The following is an 18452-nucleotide window of genomic DNA, read 5'->3' as shown; positions in this document are numbered from 1 at the left end:
ACGGTGTACAAGCTCGCCTTCTTTGTGCCCGACAGCTTTGTTGAGACGGTGAAAACCGCCGTCTTCGCAGCTGGCGGCGGGCGCATCGGCAACTACGACAGCTGCGCCTGGCAAGTGCTGGGCCAGGGCCAATTCCGCGCGATGGACGGCAGCCAGCCGTTTATCGGGCAGGTGGGCCAGGTTGAAGTGGTTGAAGAGTGGAAGGTGGAGCTGGTGGTGGCGGATGAATTGATCGTGGCTGTCGTGGCTGCTTTGAAACTCAGCCACCCGTATGAGACACCGGCTTATGAAGTGTGGCAGTTGGCGGATTTCTGATTCGTACACTGCAAAAACAAGAAACCCGCTGGGCCAGTTTGGCCAGCGGGTTTTTTGTTGGCGGTGAGGGCGTCATCGCCATCATTTCCGATAAGTCGTCTGGGTTGCCTTTCGTCGTCAAAGTGATCGACCTGTAAGATTTGACAGTTACGGTTTTCGGCCAATGAATATTCAATTGAGCCTCATTTGAGTGTTCAAGGAGAAGAAACATGGCCTTAAAAATCGATAGAGTCTCTCACGGCGGTACCGCTTACCCTCCCGGAAGCCAGACAGATGCACCCGAACTCACCATTACCGTGTCAGGAGCGGTTGGGACAGAGGAGGAGGTAACGATTAAAAGCGATAGAATTTTGCTTGCAAGCAAAAAACCTCATGGCGATGGCACTGTTCAAATTACGGTGAACAATTTGCAGGTTGGTTTTTATCACTTTGTGGCGGGGCAGGAGGGGCAGCAGTCTTCGGGCCAGTGGACCATTGAAAAAACGTCCTGAACGTTTGGTTGACTGACCAGAAGGAAAGCCGTTGGGCTGGAAGCACAGCGGCTTTTTATTCCTCTGAGACGGTATTCGGCCGATCAGGCGTCGACTGAGCGAGCAACTAACCGCTCCAACGCCTCACCCAATCCAGTGGCTTTGACACCAATCAACAGGTGCCAAACACCGCTGTCCAGTTGGCTCACACCTTGGCAACCCAGTGCAGTCAGGTCAGCTTCGGACACCACCGAATCATCCCCCAACTCCACCCGCAACCGTGTCATCGCCACCGCTTCCAGCTGCCGCACATTCGCCCGGCCACCCAAGGCATCCAGCCACTTCTCGGCTTCCTGCACATTCACGACGACCGGCTTATCCACAGGCGCAACCGTTACCGGCGCACTCGCAACAAACGAAGGCATCGCCAAGCGAATCTCATCGGCAATGCTATCGGCCATCGGCCCGACCACGACCTGCAAACTGCCGCCATTGCCCGGTCGAACCACGGCCATGGCGCCCAGCGCTTTCAACTCCGCATCCACCGCCTTGTTGCGATCCACCATGTCCAGGCGCAGGCGCGTCGTGCACGCGCCCACACTCAACAGATTCGAAGCACCGCCCAATGCGCGGATATACGCGCTGGCCCGCTGGTTATCCGTCATCACCTCAGCCTGCAGCACCTGGACATCCTCGCGACCCGGTGTCTTCAGATTGAACCGGCGAATGCAGTAGCTGAACACGCTGTAGTAAATCAGCGCATACGCCAACCCCACCGGGAACACCAACCAGCCGTTGGTGGACTTGCCCCAACCCAGCACCATGTCGATAAACCCGCCGGAGAAGGTAAACCCCAGGTGGATATCCAGCAGATTGGTCACCGCCATCGACAACCCGGTGAGCAGCGCATGGATCAAGTACAGGAACGGCGCGAGAAACATGAATGCAAATTCAATCGGCTCAGTCACCCCGGTCAAGAACGAGGTCAGCGCCATCGACAGGAAAATCCCGCCCATCACTTTGCGCCGCTCCGGCAGTGCGTTGCGGTACATCGCCAGGCACGCCGCGGGCAGGCCGAAGAGCATCACCGGGAACATGCCGGTCATGAACTGGCCGCCTTTCGGGTCGCCGGCGAAGTAGCGCGTCAGGTCGCCGGTCACTACTGCGTCAGTCAGCGGATCGGTAAAGCTGCCAAACACAAACCACGCCATATTGTTGAGGATATGGTGCAGCCCGGTGACGATCAGCAGGCGGTTGAATACCCCAAACACGAATGCACCGAGGCTGCCGCTTTCCATCAGTAGCACGCCGAAGCTATTGATGCCGTGCTGGATCGGCGGCCAGATCAAGCCAAAGATCACCCCCAGCCCGACCGCCGAGAACCCGGTGACAATCGGCACAAACCGTCGCCCACCAAAGAACGCCAGGTACTCCGGCAGCTTGATGTCCTTGAAGCGGTTATACAGCCCGCCCGCCATCAGGCCGCTGGCGATACCGGCGAGCATGCCCATGTTGATGCTCGTATCCATCACCTTCAGCGTAGAGATCATCACCAGGTAACCAATCGCCCCGGCCAGCCCCGCCGTGCCGTTGTTGTCGCGGGCGAAACCCACGGCGATGCCGATGGCGAAGATCAGCGCCAGGTTGGCGAAGATCGCCTGCCCAGCGTCGTGCATCACCGCGATGTTCAGCAGATCGGTATCGCCCAGGCGCAGCAGCAGGCCGGCGATGGGCAGGATCGCAATCGGCAGCATCAGTGCGCGGCCGAGGCGTTGCAGGCCTTCGATAAAGTGTTGGTACATGGCGTGTCTCCTTTTTTCTTGTTGTTGTCAGCTCAACGGCCAGTGGTGTTGACAGGCTTGGCGCACGGCCTTGGCGCTGCTCAGGTCGAGCAGGCCCTGGCTCAGTTGCCGGCATTGCGCCGCGTCCAGGTGGCGGACGCGGTCCTTGATTTCGCCGATCTGCGGCGGGCTTACGGACAGCTCGCTGACGCCCAGGCCGATCAGCACCGGCGTGGCCAGCGGGTCTGAGGCGAGGGCGCCGCACACGCCGACCCAACGCCCATGCTTGGCCGCGCCCGCGCAGGTTTGGGCGATCAATCGCAGCAGTGCCGGGTGCAGCGCATCGACGCGGGCGGCGAGGCCGGCGTGGTCGCGGTCCATGGCCAGGGTGTACTGGGACAGGTCGTTGGTGCCGATGGAGAGGAAGTCCGCGTGCTTGGCCAATTGCTCGGCCAGCAGCGCGGCGGCGGGCACTTCGATCATCACCCCGAGTTCCGGGCGCTGGGTCAGTTCCAGCTCGACGCAGAGTTCGTCCAGGCGCTGACGGATCTGCAGCAGCTCATCGACTTCGCTGACCATCGGCAGCAGGATGCGGCAACGCTGCAGCGGCGAGACTTGCAGCAGCGCACGCAGTTGTTGATCGAGCAGTTCCGGCCGCACCTGGGCCATGCGAATCCCGCGCAAACCCAGCACCGGGTTGGCTTCCACCGGCAGCGGCAGATAGTCGAGCTGCTTGTCGCCACCCACGTCGATGGTGCGGATGATCACCGTCTTGTCGCCCATGGCATCCAGCACGGCTTGATAGGCGTGGCGTTGCTCCTGTTCATCCGGTGCGGTGCGGCGGTCGACGAAGAGGAATTCGGTGCGTAAAAGCCCGACACCATCGGCGCCGTTTTCGTACGCCACTTGGGCCTCGCTACTGGAGGCGACGTTGGCGGCGACTTCGATGCTCACACCGTCGGCGGTGCGGGCTGGCAGTTGCGCCTGGGCCTGTTGCTGTTGGCGGCGCAGTGTCTGCGCGTCGCGAATCTGGTGCACCTCGGCGTGGCGCGCCGCGCTGGGGGCCAGTTCCAGGCGGCCATTGGCGGCGTCCAGTACCACGCGTTGGCCCTGGGGTACGTCGAGCACTTCGCTGCCCAGCGCCACCACGCAGGGCAGACCCTTGCCGCGCGCCAGGATCGCCACGTGGGACGTGGCGCCGCCTTCGGCCATGCAGATGCCAGCGGCCTGTTGCGCGCTCAACTGCAACAAGTCCGATGGGGTCAGTTCATGGGCGCTGACAATCGCCCCGGCCGGTAACTCGAAGTGCCAGGCTTCACCCAGCAGTGCGCGCAGCACCCGTTGTTGCAGGTCGCGAAGGTCATTGGCGCGCTCGGCAAACAGCGGTTTGCCCAGGGCCAGCAAGACGTCGCACTGGGCCTGGAGCGTATCGCGCCACGCGTGGGTGGCGGCGCTGCCCAGTTCGATGGCGCGGGTGGCTGCGTCCAACAGTGTCGGGTCTTCAAGCAGTGCGAGGTGGGCGGCGAAGATGTCTTCTTCTTCGACGTGCTTGCGCTGGCGGGCATGGGCGAGGGTGCTGCGGATTTCGCTGCGCACCTGTTCCAGCGCGACGTCCAACTGTTGCAGTTGTTCGTCGGCTGAATGCTGGCCGGTGTCTGGCGGCAGGTCGATGCCGGTCAGGCGCACCAGTGGCCCGCACACCAGGCCGGGTGCTGCACAGACGCCCTGCAACACGCCGGCTTCGCTATTCGCGCGGCGTGGAGCAACGATAACGGGCGCTGGATGATCATCTTCGGTTGCAACGGACAGCGCAGCGACCAAGGCGTGCAGCGCCGCCTCGCAATCCTTGCCTCGGCAGCTGACACGCACCTCGTCGCCTTCGCCAATGCCCAAGCCCAGCAAGCCGATCAGGCTGTCGCACGCGGCCGACTTGCCGGCGAAGTGCAGCTGCGCCTGGCTGCTGAAACCCTGGGCGGTCTTGCGAATCAACGCCGCCGGGCGCGCATGCACGCCGCCCCGATGAGTGATGCGTACGTGGGCACTGGCTTCGGCCGTGGAGTTATCCACAGGCGCCTGAATCGAAGCTGCCGAGCGCGCCACAACTTGCAGCAACGGCTCCCCGACCTTGACGGTTTTTCCCGCCACCGACCGTAGCTCAAAGTGCTCGCCATTCGTGAGAATGATCAGGCTGACCAGGCTTTTGCATCGCCGCGCAATCCGGTCCAGATCGAACTGCACCAGCGCCTGCCCCTCACGCACTCGCGCGCCGTCCTTGACCAACAATGCAAACCCTTCGCCGTTCAACTCCACCGTATCGATGCCCACATGCATCAACACCTCGGCACCGTTCTCGGCGCGAATCGTCAGCGCGTGCCCGGTGCGCGCGACATGGATGATCACCCCATCACAGGGTGCATGCAGGCAGTCGTTCAGCGGGTCGATGGCAATGCCGTCGCCCATGGCGCCACTGGCGAACACTTCGTCGGGCACGCTGCCCAGGGCCAGCACGGGCCCGCTTAACGGGGCGCTGAGGGTCAATTCATTATTGTTGTAGGACATGGGCACGGTACTCATCAGGAAAACGCGACTCAGTGAGTGCGGGTAACTTTGCTCAGGTGACGCGGCTGGTCCGGGTCCATGCCCCGGGCTTCAGCCAAACCTGCCGCCATCACGTAGAAACTCTGGATCGCCAGGATCGGGTCCAAAGTCGGGTGCTCGGCGCGGCTCAGGGTCAGGTCACGCTCGGCGATATCGTCCGGCGCGGCCAGCAACACACGGGCGCCGCGTTGGCGCATGTCGGCGGCAAGGCTCAACAGGCCGGCCTGCTCGGCGCCGCGTGGGGCGAAGACCAGCAGCGGGTAGTCGGCGCCGATCAAGGCCATCGGCCCGTGGCGCACTTCGGCGCTGCTGAAGGCTTCGGCCTGGATCGCCGAGGTTTCCTTGAGCTTGAGCGCGGCTTCCTGGGCGATGGCAAACCCGGCGCCACGGCCGATCACCATCAGTTGCTGGCAGCCGCGCAGGGCGTCGATGGCAGCGCTCCAGTCCTGCTGGGCCGCTTCGCGCAGGCCGTCGGGCAGCGCCTGGCAGGCTTGCAGCAAGTTGGCTTCGGCGTTCCAGTGGCCGACCAGCAACGCACTGGCGCTGAGGGTGGCGATAAAGCTCTTGGTCGCTGCGACGCTTTGTTCCGGGCCGGCGCACAGCGGCACGTGGAACTCGCAGGCGGCTTCCAGCGGCGAGTCTTCGGCGTTGACCATCGAGATACTGAGCGCACCGCGTTTGCGCAGCAGGCGCAGGCTGTTGACCAGGTCCGGGCTCTGGCCGGACTGGGAGAAGCCGAACGCGACCTGCCCGCTGACTTTCATCGGCGCCTGCAACAAGGTCACCACCGACATCGGCAACGACGCCACGGGGATGCCCACGTGCTGCATCGCCAAATAGGCAAAGTAGCTGGCGGCGTGGTCCGAACTGCCGCGGGCGATGGTCATCGCCACTTGCGGCGGTTGGCGGCGCAGGCGGCCGGCGATTTCTGCAAGCTGTGGTTCCAGGCGTTGCAGCTGTGCCGCGACGGCGTCGCAGGAGGCCAGGGCCTCTTCAAGCATTTTTGAAGTCAATGGTTTCTCCTTCGACCATTACGTCGGTGAGTTGCAGGGAGCGGTCCAGGCGCACGCAGTCGGCAAAGCTGCCGGGTTGCAGGCGGCCGCGTTCTTCCAGGCCCAGGTAGTCCGCCGGAAATTGCGACAGGCGTTGTGAGGCTTCGCTGATCGGCAGGCCGATTTTCACCAGGTTGCGCAGCGCCTGATCCATGGTCAGGGTGCTGCCGGCCAGGGTGCCGTCGGCCAGGCGTACGCCGCCCAGGCATTTGGTCACGGTGTGGCTGCCCAGCTTGTATTCGCCGTCGGGCATGCCGGCGGCGGCGGTGGAATCGGTGACGCAGTACAAACATGGGATCGCACGCAAGGCCACGCGCATGGCGCCGGGGTGCACGTGGAGCAAGTCGGGGATCAACTCGGCGTACTTGGCGTGGGCCAACGCGGCGCCGACGATGCCCGGCTCGCGGTGATGCAGCGGGCTCATGGCGTTGTACAAGTGGGTGAAGCTGGTGGCGCCGGCGGCGAGGGCGGCGACGCCTTCTTCATAGCTACCCAGGGTGTGGCCGATCTGCATGCGCACGCCGCGGCCGCTGAGGGCGCGGATCAAGGCGTCATGGCCGGCGATTTCCGGCGCGATGGTGATCACGCGGATCGGCGCCAGGCGCAGGTAGGCTTCCACTTCATCCATCAGCGCGGTGTGGGCGAAGTTGGGTTGGGCGCCGAGTTTTCCCGGGTTGATGTAGGGCCCTTCCAAGTGCACGCCGAGTACGCGGGCGCAGCCTGCAGGGCGTTGTTCGCAAAAGGTGCCGAGTTGGCCGAGCACGCGGGAGATCTCGTCCACCGGCGCGGTCATGGTGGTGGCCAGCAACGACGTGGTGCCAAAGCGCACGTGGGTGCGGGTGATGGTCTCGAAGGCGGCAAAGCCTTCCATGATGTCCTTGCCGCCGCCGCCGTGTACGTGCAGGTCGATAAAGCCCGGCAGCAGGTAGGGCAAATCGTTGTCGGCCGGGTCGCAAGGTGTGCCTTCGATGGCGACGACCTTGCCGTGTTCGTGCACCAGGCGGCCGCGAATCCAGCCGCTGGGCGTGAGGATGTTGTCTTCGGACATGGGCAGTTCTCTAAATTCGCAGTTCGGCGGAATAGTCGTGGCGGCGCAGCTCTGCGACAAAGTCGTAGTAGTCGTTGCGGCAATAGGTGTCGGTGATTTCGATCGGCGTGTTGTCGGCGGTGTAGCCCACGCGAGTCATCAGCAGCATGGCGGTGCCGGGAGCGATGCCCACCAGCTTGGCGAATTCGTCGGAGGCGTTGATCGCCTGGATATGCTGGAGGGCGCGCACCACCGGTTTGCCGATGCCTTCCAGGTATTCATACAACGAATGGCCGATGGCTTGTGGCTGTGGCAACACCGAGGCGGGCATGGTGGTCATTTCAATCGCCATCACCGTGTCATCGGCCTTACGCAAGCGCTTGAGGCGTGCCACTTTGTCGGCGGGCGACAGGCCCAGGCGGATCATCTCTTCGTGGGTCGGCTGGGTCAGTTCACGCTCCAGCCATTGGGAGCTGGGTACAAAACCCTTGAGCCGCAGCATTTCGCTGAAGCCCGACAGGCGTGACAGCGGCTGTTCCAACCGTGGCGAAATATAGGTGCCGGAGCCTTGATTGCGGCGGATCAGGCCTTGGGCAAACAACACTTCCAATGCCTTGCGAGCGGTCACTCGCGAGATGCTCAATTGCTCGCTGAGCACGCGTTCTGACGGCAGTGCCTGTTCGGACGTCCACTGGCCGGCATGGATTGCCGCTTCCAGTTTGCGCGCCAATTGCAGGTACAGCGGCGTGGATTGTTTGTCGTCGGGGCGCAGGGCCAGGATGGGGTTCATCTGTTGGGATTCCGATGCGGTTATTGGAGTGTTGTCGCCCGGTATTGGCCGGAAATTAATACCACTTAAATACCATGTCAATGCAGCCAAAACGGTGCGGACCAGGGTTTTATAGCCCTGCAATGGGGCCTGGTATCAAGTGGTATTAGAGAGGTCTTTATTGCGTGCAGAACAGTGCAGCCCGGCGCGGTGAACTGGTATTCACCGGCAGGCGTGTTCGGCAGGGGGGATTTTTTTTGAATTATTTTACGAACGCTACGAGATTACGGACGAATCTCGATCAGCGTGCCGTCCTTGACCAGGTTCCAGACCTCACGCATGTCCACGTTGCGCATGCCGATGCAGCCGTCGGTCCAGTCCAGGGTGTGGAACCACTGCTCCGGGTATTCTTCGGTGTCGGGGGTGCCGTGGATCATGATCATGCTGCCGGGCTTCACCCCTTCACGGCGGGCGCGGGCGGCGTCGCTGATGTTGGGGTAGGAAATGTGCATGGCCAGGTTGAAGCGGTCACTGGTCTTGCGCCAGTCGAGCCAGTACAGGCCCTCTGGTGTGCGGCGGTCGCCTTCGATCAGCTTGTGGCCCTTGGGGTTCTTGCCGAGGGAAATGCGGTAGGTCTTGAGGGGCTTGCCGTCGTTGATCAATTGCAATTGGTGGGCGGACTTGAGGACCAGGACTTTTTCGACGGTTTTGCCGCCGAGGGTTTCCACCGTGGAGGCTGATGACAAGGTAGCGAACGACAGGCAGATAAGGGCGAGCAACAGACGCATTAAAACGATTTCCTGCCTGGAGTGTTATTTGGGCGATGGCATCATCGGCGGCACGGCTTCGCTGCGTACCGGGAACTGCTGTTGCCGACGGTCAGCGAAAAAGCATTCTAAGGTACGCCCGACCGTGCGGAAAGCCAGCTCGGACCAAGGGATGTCGGCTTCGTCGAATAGCTGCACTTCAAGGCTTTCGGGGCCTGCGGCGAAGTCCAGGTCCACCAACTCGGCGCGGTAGAAGATGTGCACCTGGTTGATGTGCGGCACGTCGATCAGGGTGTAGATGCTCAGGTTACGCACGCGGGCGCAGGCTTCTTCCAGGGTTTCGCGGGCGGCGGCCTGTTCGACGGTCTCGCCGTTTTCCATGAAGCCGGCGGGCAGGGTCCAGTAGCCCAGGCGCGGTTCGATGGCGCGGCGGCACAGCAGCACTTTGTCACCCCACACTGGCAGGGTGCCAGCGACGATATTGGGGTTCTGGTAGTGAATGGTCGAGCAGTGATCACACACAAAACGCAGGCGGCCGTCGCCTTCGGGGATGCGTTGGGTAACCGGTTTACCGCACTGGCTGCAGAAATTCATGCTGGGGTTCCTGGAAAGTGCGCCTATCTTGGCTTGGCGGGCAGGGCGCTGCAACAAGTTGTCGTTTAGCGACAGCCCCCGGGTTTTGGGGTTGGGCGCCCGCACGCTTTGGTGCATGATGCAAGGTAGCCAACAGACCGAGATGACTCATGCTGGACGAGCTACTTCGCCGGGTAAGCAATCACACTCCCCACACCCTGGAGACCGACGGGCGTTTCCCCGAGGCCGCGGTGCTGGTGCCGATTACTCGCAGTGACGAACCTGAGCTGATCCTGACCCTGCGCGCCAGCGGCCTGTCGACCCACGGCGGCGAAGTGGCCTTCCCTGGCGGGCGCCGCGACCCCGAAGACCCGGACCTGATCTTCACCGCCCTGCGTGAGGCCGAAGAAGAAATCGGCCTGCCGCCCGGCCTGGTGGAAGTGATCGGCCCGTTGAGTCCACTGATCTCCCTGCATGGCATTCGCGTCACACCTTATGTAGGCGTTATCCCCGACTACGTCGAATACCTGGCCAACGATGCCGAGATTGCTGCCGTTTTCAGCGTACCCCTGGAGTTTTTCCGACAGGACCCGCGTGAACATACCCACAGGATCGACTACCAGGGCCGCAGTTGGTACGTGCCCAGCTATCGGTTTGGTGAATACAAGATCTGGGGCCTGACGGCGATCATGATTGTCGAGTTGATCAACCTGCTCTATGACGACGCCAAGATCAGCCTGCACCAGCCACCGAAAAGCTTCATCAATATCTAAGCCATCGTTTGAATGGCGAGCCGTGAGGAAAAACCATGAAATACCGCCTGGGCGACGCCCGCGTCGAGACGCACCCCAACAGCTGGGTGGCCCCCAATGCCACGCTGGTGGGCAAGGTCAAGCTGGAGGAGGGCGCCAATGTCTGGTTCAACGCGGTGTTGCGTGGCGACAACGAACTGATCCTGATCGGCAAGAACAGCAACGTGCAGGACGGCAGCGTGATGCACACCGACATGGGCTACCCGCTGACCCTGGGCACCGGCGTGACCATCGGCCATAACGCCATGCTGCACGGCTGCACGGTGGACGACTACAGCCTGATCGGCATCAACGCGGTGATCCTTAACGGCGCCAGGATCGGCAAGCACTGCATCATCGGCGCCAACTCGCTGATCGGTGAAGGCAAGGAGATTCCTGATGGTTCGCTGGTGATGGGCTCGCCGGGCAAGGTGGTGCGTGAGTTGACCGAGGCGCAGAAGAAGATGCTCGAAGCCAGCGCCGCGCACTATGTGCATAACTCGCAGCGTTACGCGCGTGACTTGGTTGAGCAGGAAGAATGAACCCGACTGAACGCCCTGTTGCGTCGCCGTGCGTGAGTATTTGTGCGTTGGATGACGACGATATCTGTACTGGCTGCCAGCGTACGGTGGATGAGATCACGCGCTGGGGGCGCATGGACAATGCCGAGCGCCGGGTGGTGTTGGGGTTGTGTCATGAGCGGGCGGTGGCGGGGGGGATGGTGTTTATGGTTCCGGGGAAATCGGGCGCCCAATAGATCGCTATCGCAGGCAAGCCAGCTCCCACATTTTGACCGCATTCCTACAGGATAAACGCGGTCCAATGTGGGAGCTGGCTTGCCTGCGATGAGGCCCTCCCAGACGACATATTTCCAATTGTGAAGTACCCTGTGCGGCATAACCCACAGGTCCACTTTCCCATGCTCTTCCTGATCGCCTACATCAGCAGCGTCGTGCTGATCAACTTCGCCTTCTCCACCGCCCCGCACCTGGATGTCATCTGGTCCGCCTGGGGAGGCCTGGTGTTTATCCTGCGGGACATGGTGCAAACCCGCTTCGGCCACGGCGCAATCGTCGCCATGCTGGCGGCGCTGGTGCTGTCGTATGTCACGTCCGACCCGGCCATCGCTCTGGCCAGCGCCACGGCGTTCGCGGTGTCCGAATGCATCGACTGGCTGGTGTTCAGCATCACCAAGCGCCCGCTCCACGATCGCCTGTGGATCAGTTCGGCGCTGAGCATTCCCCTCGATACCTTTATCTTTTTCGGCCTGATCGGCGCACTCACCCCGGCCGTGGCCGGCACGGCGCTGGCGTCGAAATTCGCCGGGGTCACGGTGGTGTGGCTGATCATGGCCTGGCGTGTGCGCAAGCGCGCCGTCGTCAACTGAGGCCAATTCTTACAGTTCATGTAAAATGCCGGCCTTTCTCCCCATGATCCGCTCCCCTGAGGACCTGAGATGACCCGAATCGGAACTCCATTGTCGCCAACCGCGACCCGCGTTTTGCTGTGTGGCTGCGGTGAGCTGGGCAAGGAAGTGGTAATCGAACTGCAACGCCTGGGCGTTGAAGTGATTGCCGTGGATCGCTACGCCAACGCCCCTGCCATGCAGGTTGCGCACCGTAGCCACGTGATCAACATGCTCGACGGCGCCGCCCTGCGTGCGGTGATCGAGGCCGAGAAGCCGCACTTCATCGTGCCGGAAATCGAAGCCATCGCTACCGCCACCCTGGTGGAACTGGAAGCCGAAGGCTTCACCGTGATCCCGACGGCGCGTGCCACTTCGCTGACCATGAACCGCGAAGGCATCCGTCGCCTGGCTGCCGAAGAACTGGACCTGCCCACCTCGCCGTACCACTTCGCCGATACCTTCGAAGACTACAGCAAGGCCGTGCAGGACCTGGGCTTCCCGTGCGTGGTCAAGCCGGTGATGAGTTCGTCGGGCAAGGGCCAGAGCCTGCTGCGCAGCGCCGATGACGTGCAGAAAGCCTGGGATTACGCCCAGGAAGGCGGGCGTGCCGGTAAAGGCCGGGTGATCATCGAAGGCTTTATCGACTTCGACTACGAAATCACCTTGCTGACCGTGCGCCACATTGGCGGCACCACTTTCTGTGCGCCGGTTGGCCATCGTCAGGAGAAGGGCGATTACCAGGAATCCTGGCAGCCACAGGCCATGAGCCCGATTGCCCTGGCCGAATCCGAGCGCGTTGCCAAAGCCGTGACCGAGGCATTGGGTGGCCGTGGCCTGTTTGGTGTGGAGCTGTTCATCAAGGGTGACCAGGTGTGGTTCAGCGAAGTGTCGCCGCGCCCGCATGACACGGGCTTGGTGACCCTGATTTCCCAGGACCTGTCGCAGTTCGCGCTGCACGCCCGCGCGATTCTCGGTCTGCCGATTCCGTTGATCCGTCAGTTCGGGCCTTCGGCGTCGGCGGTGATTCTGGTGGAAGGGCAGTCGACCCAGACCGCATTCGCCAACCTCGGCGCGGCCTTGAGCGAGCCGGACACGGCGCTGCGTTTGTTTGGCAAGCCGGAAGTGAATGGCCAGCGGCGGATGGGTGTGGCGTTGGCGCGGGATGAGTCGATTGAAGCGGCTCGGGCTAAAGCGACCCGTGCTTCCAAGGCTGTTGTAGTAGAGCTGTAATCGAGTCGCGTCCATCGCAGGCAAGCCAGCTCCCACATTGGACCGCGTTTATCCTGTAGGAATGCGGTCAAAATGTGGGAGCTGGCTTGCCTGCGATAGCGGTGCATCAGGCAACGCGATTCAAATCATTATCCCGCGTCTCTTTCAGGCACAGCACCGCAATCAAGCTCAGCAACGCTGCCGCCGACACATACCCGCCGACATAACTCAGCCCACCCATCGCCACCAGCTTGGTCGCGAAGAACGGTGCCGCTGACGCGCCCACAATCCCACCCAGGTTATATGCCGCCGATGCGCCGGTATAACGCACGCGCGTCGGGAACAGTTCCGGCAGCATCGCGCCCATCGGCGCAAACGTCACGCCCATCAGGAACAGCTCCAGCGCCAGGAACAGTGCCACGGCCCAGGTCGAACCATGGGTCAGCAGGGGCTCCATGGTAAAGCCCGACAGGATCGCCAGGATCGCGCCGACGATCAGCACCGGCCTGCGCCCGTAGCGATCACTGGCCAGGGCTGCCAGCGGTGTGGCCAGCCCCATGAACAACACTGCGAAGCACAGCAAGCCGAGGAACGTCTCGCGGCTGTAACCCAGGGTTGAAACCCCGTAGCTCAGGGAAAACGCGGTGGTGATGTAGAACAGCGCATAACACACCACCATCGACGCCGCGCCCAGCAGCACCGGCAGCCAGTGCTGGCTGAACAGCTCCACCAGCGGCACTTTCACCGGGGCTTCCTTGGCGACCGCGTTGGCGAACACGGGGGTTTCATGCAGTTTCAGGCGGGCATACAGGCCCACCATGACCAAGGCGGCGCTGAGGATGAACGGGATACGCCAACCCCAGCTGCGGAACTGCTCGTCGCTCAGGCTCATGGCCAGGATCAGGAACAGGCCGTTGGCCGCGAGGAAGCCAATCGACGGGCCCAATTGCGGGAACATGCCGAACCAGGCGCGTTTGCCCTTCGGCGCGTTCTCGGTGGCCAGCAAGGCGGCACCGCCCCATTCCCCGCCAAGGCCCAGGCCCTGGCCGAAACGCAGTACGCACAACAGGATCGGCGCCCAGGCCCCGATGCTGTCGTAGCCCGGCAGCAAGCCGATCAGCGTGGTGCACACGCCCATCAACAGCAGCGAGGCAACCAGGGTTGATTTGCGGCCAATGCGGTCGCCAAAGTGGCCGAACAACGCCGAACCCAGCGGGCGGGCGATAAAGGCGATGCCGAAGGTCAGGAACGAAGCCAGCATCTGCGCAGTGCCGGAGGTCTGCGGGAAGAAGACCGGGCCGATCACCAGCGCGGCGGCGGTGGCGTAGATATAGAAGTCGTAGAACTCGATGGCGGTGCCGACGATGCTGGCCGTGGCCACCCGTGCGGTCGAGTTGGTCGGGGCGGCGTCGGTCGCGGCCTCGTTATAGGTGGTGCTCATGGCGGTATCCCTAGCGGTCATTGCGCGTTTGGACGCGGATTATTATGGGCCGAACTCCCATGGATCATGGGTTGTGCGCGGGGCAGCTCGGGATGGGAGCGAACACCGGTCAGACACGGTAAAGCGGTGCCTGGACGCTTGAAGTGCGGGTAGCACGCGGACGGGCGGGGCTCTGGTAAGCCGCAGGGATTATAGGAAGGGGTTTTGAAATACAACAAGAGGGACTGATGCACCGCAAATCAAATGTGGGAGCGGGCTTGCTGTGGCGAGGGAGCTTGCTCCCGTTCGACAGCGCAGCTGGAGGCGGCTTTTTGGGAGCGCTTCGCACTCCAGCGGGAGCAAGCTCCCTCGCCACAACAAGCCCCACATTGGATTGTGTGCTGTCAGAAAACTAGGCGGCGACGGGCACCCGGCTGGTATGCCAGATCAGCACCTTGCTCACCCGGTTGTCCTCGGTCTCGAGGATTTCCAGGCGATAACGCCCGATCTTCAGGCACACCGCACAATCGGGAATCGTCTCCAGCGCCTCGGTCACCAAGCCATTGAGGGTCTTGGGGCCGTCGCTGGGCAGGTGCCAGTTCAGGCTCTTGTTCAGTTCGCGGATCGACGCGGCGCCATCGACAATGTAGCGGCCATCGGGCTGCGCTTCGATATGCGGGTTGTCCGCACCCTGTTCGCTTTCGAATTCGCCGACGATTTCTTCAAGGATGTCTTCCAGGGTGACAATGCCCAGCACTTCGCCGTATTCGTCCACCACCATGCCCAGGCGGCGCTGCTGTTTGTGGAAGTTCAGCAGTTGCAGTTGCAGCGGCGTGCTTTCCGGGACGAAGTAGGGTTCGTGGCAGGCGGCGAGCAGGGCTTCCTTGGTCAGGCTGGCGTCGGGTAGCAGGTGCTGGATCTGCCGGGTGTTGAGGACGGCTTCGACCTGGTTGATATCGCTGTGGAACACCGGCAGGCGGGTGCGCTGGGACGTGCGCAGCTGCTCGATGATCTCGTCGATCGGGTCATCCAGGTTGATGCCGTCCACTTCGCTGCGCGGCACCAGGATGTCGTTGACGGTGATGTTGTCGAGGGCGTGGATGCCCGGCATGCCGGGTGTGCGGTCTTCGTCGGCCTGGGGCTCGGGTTCGTCATCATGATCCGGCAACGGCTCGTCGCTCTTTTTCACCACGCCGGACTTGCGGGCGAACGGGCGCAACAACAATAAGCTGATGCCATTGAGCAGCCAGGCCAGGGGATAGAGGATTTTCAGCGGCACGCCCAGCAGCGTGTTGCCAAAGCCCAGCACCGCCTGCGGATAGCGCGTGGCGAGGGCACGGGGCAGGTAGTCGGCGAGGATCAGCAGGATCGCGCAGGAAATCATCCAGCCCAGCCACGGGCCGTTTTGCGCCCAGGCGTAGATCGCCAGCAGTGTGCAGAGGATCACCACCGCCGCACGGCACAAGCTGTTGCACAGGATCAGGCTGTTGCGTGGGAAATTCAGGCGGGCCGCCGCCTTGTCACCCTGGCGTGTACCGGGGCGCAGGGCCAGCAGGTGTTGTTGTGCGGCTTCGATGGCGGTAAACAGCGCCGCCCATAACACCAGCAAGGCGATTACCGCGAGCATCGGCCCCAGGGGCAAGTTGTCCATGATGGCTGCCCGTCAGATATGCAGGATGTATTCGCGAACCAGCTTGCTGCCGAAATAGGCCAGCATCAGCAGGCAGAAACCGGCCAGGGTCCAGCGGATCGCCTTGTGCCCGCGCCAGCCAAGGCGGTTGCGGCCCCACAGCAGTACGCTGAACACGACCCAGGCCAGGCACGCCAGCAGGGTCTTGTGCACCAGGTGCTGGGCAAACAGGTTTTCGACGAACAGCCAGCCGGAGATCAGTGACAGCGACAGCAGCGTCCAGCCGGCCCAGAGGAAACCGAACAGCAGGCTTTCCATGGTTTGCAGCGGCGGGAAGTTCTTGATCAGCCCGGACGGGTGCTTGTGCTTGAGCTGGTGGTCCTGCAGCAGCAGGAGCAGGGACTGGAACACCGCGATGGTGAACATGCCGTAGGCCAGGATCGACAACAGGATGTGCGCGAGGATGCCCGGCTCCTCATCGATCACCTGGACGGTGCCGGTGGGGGCGAATTGCGACAGCAGCACCGTCAGCACGCCCAGGGGGAATAGCAGGACGAGCAGGTTCTCCACCGGGATGCGCGAGCAGGCGATCAGCGTCAAGGCGATCACGGCCGCTGCGATCAGGCTGGCCGCGCTGAAAAAATCCAGGCCCAGGCCGACCGGCGTCATCAGGTGGGTAAACAGGCTGGCAGCGTGGGCCAGCAGGGCAGCGACGCCAAGGCCAACCAGCAGGCGTTTGTCCGCCTTGGTGCCTTGGGCCAGACGAGTGCCCTGATAGAGAGTCGCAGCGGCGTACAAAATGGCGGCGGCGAGGCTGGGTAGCAAACTGGGTGACAAAGGGAGCATAAATCCTGTTAGGCAAGCCCGAAAGGCGCTGAGTTTGGCATACCCCCGCGTAACACGAAAGACTCTCAGGCCAGACAGCGGGTGTGCATGGCGGCAGTCTTCGCTATAATCCGCGACCTGCCCACGCCGCAGGCTCGCCGAGCGCTGTTTTTAATAGCGATTTACCACAGCCTGGGCCGTCATTACCTCGGTCTACCACTGCATTTCGATGAGTAGGGCCTGAAAGGAACGCGCATGTTTGAAAACTTGACTGACCGTCTCTCGCAGACGCTGCGCCACGTAACCGGCAAGGCCAAGCTGACCGAGGACAATATCAAAGACACCCTGCGTGAAGTGCGCATGGCGTTGCTGGAAGCCGACGTGGCCTTGCCCGTGGTGAAGGACTTCGTCAACTCGGTCAAAGAGCGCGCAGTGGGCACCGAAGTGTCCCGCAGCCTGACCCCGGGCCAGGCCTTCGTGAAGGTCGTCCAGGCCGAACTTGAAAGCCTGATGGGCGCGGCCAACGAAGATTTGAACCTCAGCGCCGTGCCACCGGCCGTCGTGCTGATGGCCGGTCTGCAAGGTGCGGGCAAGACCACCACCGCCGGCAAGCTGGCGCGCTTCCTTAAAGAGCGCAAGAAGAAGTCCGTGATGGTGGTGTCGGCTGACGTCTACCGTCCGGCGGCGATTAAACAGCTGGAAATGCTCGCGGGCGAAGTGGGCGTGACCTTCTTCCCGTCCGACCTGAGCCAGAAGCCGGTCGATATCGCCAACGCGGCTATTAAAGAAGCCAAGCTGAAGTTTATCGACGTGGTCATCGTCGATACCGCCGGTCGCCTGCACATCGACGAAGAGATGATGGGTGAGATCAAGGCGCTGCATGCCGCGATCAATCCGGTCGAGACGCTGTTCGTGGTCGACGCCATGACCGGCCAGGATGCGGCCAACACTGCCAAGGCGTTCGGCGACGCACTGCCGCTGACCGGCGTGATCCTCACCAAGGTCGACGGCGACGCCCGTGGCGGTGCCGCGCTGTCGGTACGTGCCATCACCGGCAAGCCGATCAAGTTCATCGGTATGGGCGAGAAGAGCGAAGCGCTCGAACCGTTCCACCCGGAGCGTATCGCTTCGCGCATCCTTGGCATGGGCGACGTGCTCAGCCTGATCGAGCAGGCCGAAGCCACCCTCGACAAGGACAAGGCCGACAAGCTGGCCAAGAAGCTGAAGAAGGGCAAGGGCTTCGACCTCGAAGACTTCCGTGACCAGCTGCAACAGATGAAGAACATGGGCGGTCTCGGCGGCCTGATGGACAAGCTGCCGAATATCGGCGGTGTGAACCTGGCGCAGATGGGCAATGCCCAGGGCGCGGCAGAGAAGCAGTTCAAGCAGATGGAAGCCATCATCAACTCCATGACCCCGGCCGAGCGCCGTGACCCTGAGCTGATCAGCGGTTCGCGCAAGCGTCGGATCGCCATGGGTTCCGGCACCCAGGTGCAGGACATCGGTCGCTTGATCAAGCAACACAAGCAGATGCAGAAGATGATGAAGAAATTCTCCGCAAAAGGCGGAATGGCCAAGATGATGCGCGGCATGGGCGGCATGTTGCCCGGCGGCGGCATGCCGAAAATGTAAAGAATTCGAGCAGGAGTTCGCTCTTGCTCCGACCCACAGGGATGTGGGATCTCCAGCAAACCCGCGGTTAGCGGGAGCTGACTTGCCGTTTTAACCGACGGCTCTATAGCAGATCTGAATGGCACGCCGATAGGCGCCAGAAAAAGACATTTGCAAAAGTCCGGATATTCCTTAGAATATGCGGC

The 18452-nt window shown here is 62.3% G+C and carries 18 protein-coding genes; 8 read left to right on the top strand and 10 right to left on the bottom strand.

Going from position 1 to position 18452, the window contains the following annotated elements; translation table 11 throughout:
- Positions 1–3 precede the first annotated feature (3 nt).
- Positions 4–315, top strand: a complete 312-nt coding sequence (locus tag B348_RS0114460) for an NIF3 1 (RefSeq protein WP_017736794.1) — start codon at positions 4–6, stop codon at positions 313–315.
- Between the two features lie 209 nt (positions 316–524).
- Positions 525–806 (top strand): hypothetical protein, encoded by a 282-nt coding sequence (locus B348_RS0114450; RefSeq protein ID WP_017736792.1) that lies wholly within the window; start codon positions 525–527, stop codon positions 804–806.
- A gap of 83 nt (positions 807–889) precedes the next feature.
- On the opposite strand, the gene nagE is transcribed toward B348_RS0114450, so the two are convergent.
- The 7 genes from nagE to B348_RS0114415 form a co-directional block, all read right to left on the bottom strand.
- The gene (gene nagE / locus B348_RS0114445) at positions 890–2587 is read right to left on the bottom strand and encodes an N-acetylglucosamine-specific PTS transporter subunit IIBC (RefSeq protein WP_017736791.1); all 1698 of its coding nucleotides are present in this window, start codon (positions 2585–2587) and stop codon (positions 890–892) included.
- A gap of 27 nt (positions 2588–2614) precedes the next feature.
- Positions 2615–5125: a phosphoenolpyruvate--protein phosphotransferase gene (gene ptsP / locus B348_RS0114440; RefSeq protein WP_017736790.1), complete on the bottom strand. Its 2511-nt coding sequence runs from the start codon at positions 5123–5125 to the stop codon at positions 2615–2617.
- Positions 5126–5154: 29 nt separating this feature from the next.
- Positions 5155–6165 carry an SIS domain-containing protein gene (locus B348_RS0114435; protein ID WP_017736789.1) on the bottom strand — a complete coding sequence of 337 codons (1011 nt, stop codon included), beginning with the start codon at positions 6163–6165 and terminating at the stop codon, positions 5155–5157.
- Complete coding sequence (nagA, locus tag B348_RS0114430; protein ID WP_017736788.1) at positions 6158–7264, bottom strand: N-acetylglucosamine-6-phosphate deacetylase; 1107 nt, start codon at positions 7262–7264, stop codon at positions 6158–6160. Before nagA ends, B348_RS0114435 begins: the two co-directional genes overlap by 8 nt.
- Positions 7265–7274: 10 nt before the next feature.
- Positions 7275–8033, bottom strand: coding sequence for a GntR family transcriptional regulator (locus B348_RS0114425; RefSeq protein ID WP_016977704.1), 759 nt, complete (start codon positions 8031–8033; stop codon positions 7275–7277).
- 263 nt (positions 8034–8296) lie between these two features.
- Positions 8297–8800: a murein L,D-transpeptidase family protein gene (locus B348_RS0114420; RefSeq protein ID WP_017736787.1), complete on the bottom strand. Its 504-nt coding sequence runs from the start codon at positions 8798–8800 to the stop codon at positions 8297–8299.
- A gap of 24 nt (positions 8801–8824) precedes the next feature.
- Positions 8825–9373: an NUDIX hydrolase gene (locus tag B348_RS0114415; protein ID WP_017736786.1), complete on the bottom strand. Its 549-nt coding sequence runs from the start codon at positions 9371–9373 to the stop codon at positions 8825–8827.
- A gap of 149 nt (positions 9374–9522) precedes the next feature.
- On the opposite strand from B348_RS0114415, the gene B348_RS0114410 reads away from it, so the two are divergent.
- The 5 genes from B348_RS0114410 to purT all read left to right on the top strand — a co-directional run bounded on the left by B348_RS0114410 (position 9523) and on the right by purT (position 12781).
- Positions 9523–10125, top strand: a complete 603-nt coding sequence (locus B348_RS0114410; protein WP_017736785.1) for a CoA pyrophosphatase — start codon at positions 9523–9525, stop codon at positions 10123–10125.
- A gap of 35 nt (positions 10126–10160) precedes the next feature.
- Entirely contained in the window at positions 10161–10685 is a 525-nt protein-coding gene (locus B348_RS0114405; RefSeq protein WP_017736784.1) for a gamma carbonic anhydrase family protein, read from the top strand.
- Positions 10682–10900, top strand: a complete 219-nt coding sequence (locus B348_RS0114400; RefSeq protein ID WP_017736783.1) for a DUF1289 domain-containing protein — start codon at positions 10682–10684, stop codon at positions 10898–10900. The genes B348_RS0114405 and B348_RS0114400 overlap by 4 nt, the downstream gene beginning before the upstream one ends.
- Positions 10901–11062: 162 nt before the next feature.
- A complete protein-coding gene (locus B348_RS0114395) occupies positions 11063–11530 on the top strand; it encodes a VUT family protein (RefSeq protein WP_017736782.1) in 468 nt (155 codons plus the stop codon).
- 69 nt (positions 11531–11599) lie between these two features.
- Positions 11600–12781 carry a formate-dependent phosphoribosylglycinamide formyltransferase gene (gene purT / locus B348_RS0114390; RefSeq protein WP_017139720.1) on the top strand — a complete coding sequence of 394 codons (1182 nt, stop codon included), beginning with the start codon at positions 11600–11602 and terminating at the stop codon, positions 12779–12781.
- Between the two features lie 106 nt (positions 12782–12887).
- Here the strand turns inward: purT and B348_RS0114385 are convergent, their stop codons facing one another.
- The 3 genes from B348_RS0114385 to B348_RS0114375 all read right to left on the bottom strand — a co-directional run bounded on the left by B348_RS0114385 (position 12888) and on the right by B348_RS0114375 (position 16656).
- Complete coding sequence (locus tag B348_RS0114385; protein WP_017736780.1) at positions 12888–14201, bottom strand: MFS transporter; 1314 nt, start codon at positions 14199–14201, stop codon at positions 12888–12890.
- Positions 14202–14592: 391 nt separating this feature from the next.
- Positions 14593–15831: a transporter associated domain-containing protein gene (locus B348_RS0114380; RefSeq protein ID WP_017736779.1), complete on the bottom strand. Its 1239-nt coding sequence runs from the start codon at positions 15829–15831 to the stop codon at positions 14593–14595.
- A gap of 12 nt (positions 15832–15843) precedes the next feature.
- Positions 15844–16656: a cytochrome c biogenesis protein CcsA gene (locus tag B348_RS0114375; RefSeq protein ID WP_026136792.1), complete on the bottom strand. Its 813-nt coding sequence runs from the start codon at positions 16654–16656 to the stop codon at positions 15844–15846.
- 234 nt (positions 16657–16890) lie between these two features.
- Between B348_RS0114375 and ffh the strand changes: the two genes are divergently transcribed.
- Positions 16891–18267, top strand: coding sequence for a signal recognition particle protein (ffh, locus tag B348_RS0114370; RefSeq protein ID WP_017736777.1), 1377 nt, complete (start codon positions 16891–16893; stop codon positions 18265–18267).
- The last annotated feature ends 185 nt before the right edge of the window (positions 18268–18452 follow it).

The sequence above is a fragment of the Pseudomonas sp. CBZ-4 genome, from assembly GCF_000346755.1.
Taxonomy (GTDB): Bacteria; Pseudomonadota; Gammaproteobacteria; order Pseudomonadales; family Pseudomonadaceae; genus Aquipseudomonas.
This window is presented reverse-complemented; position numbering and strand designations above follow the sequence as displayed.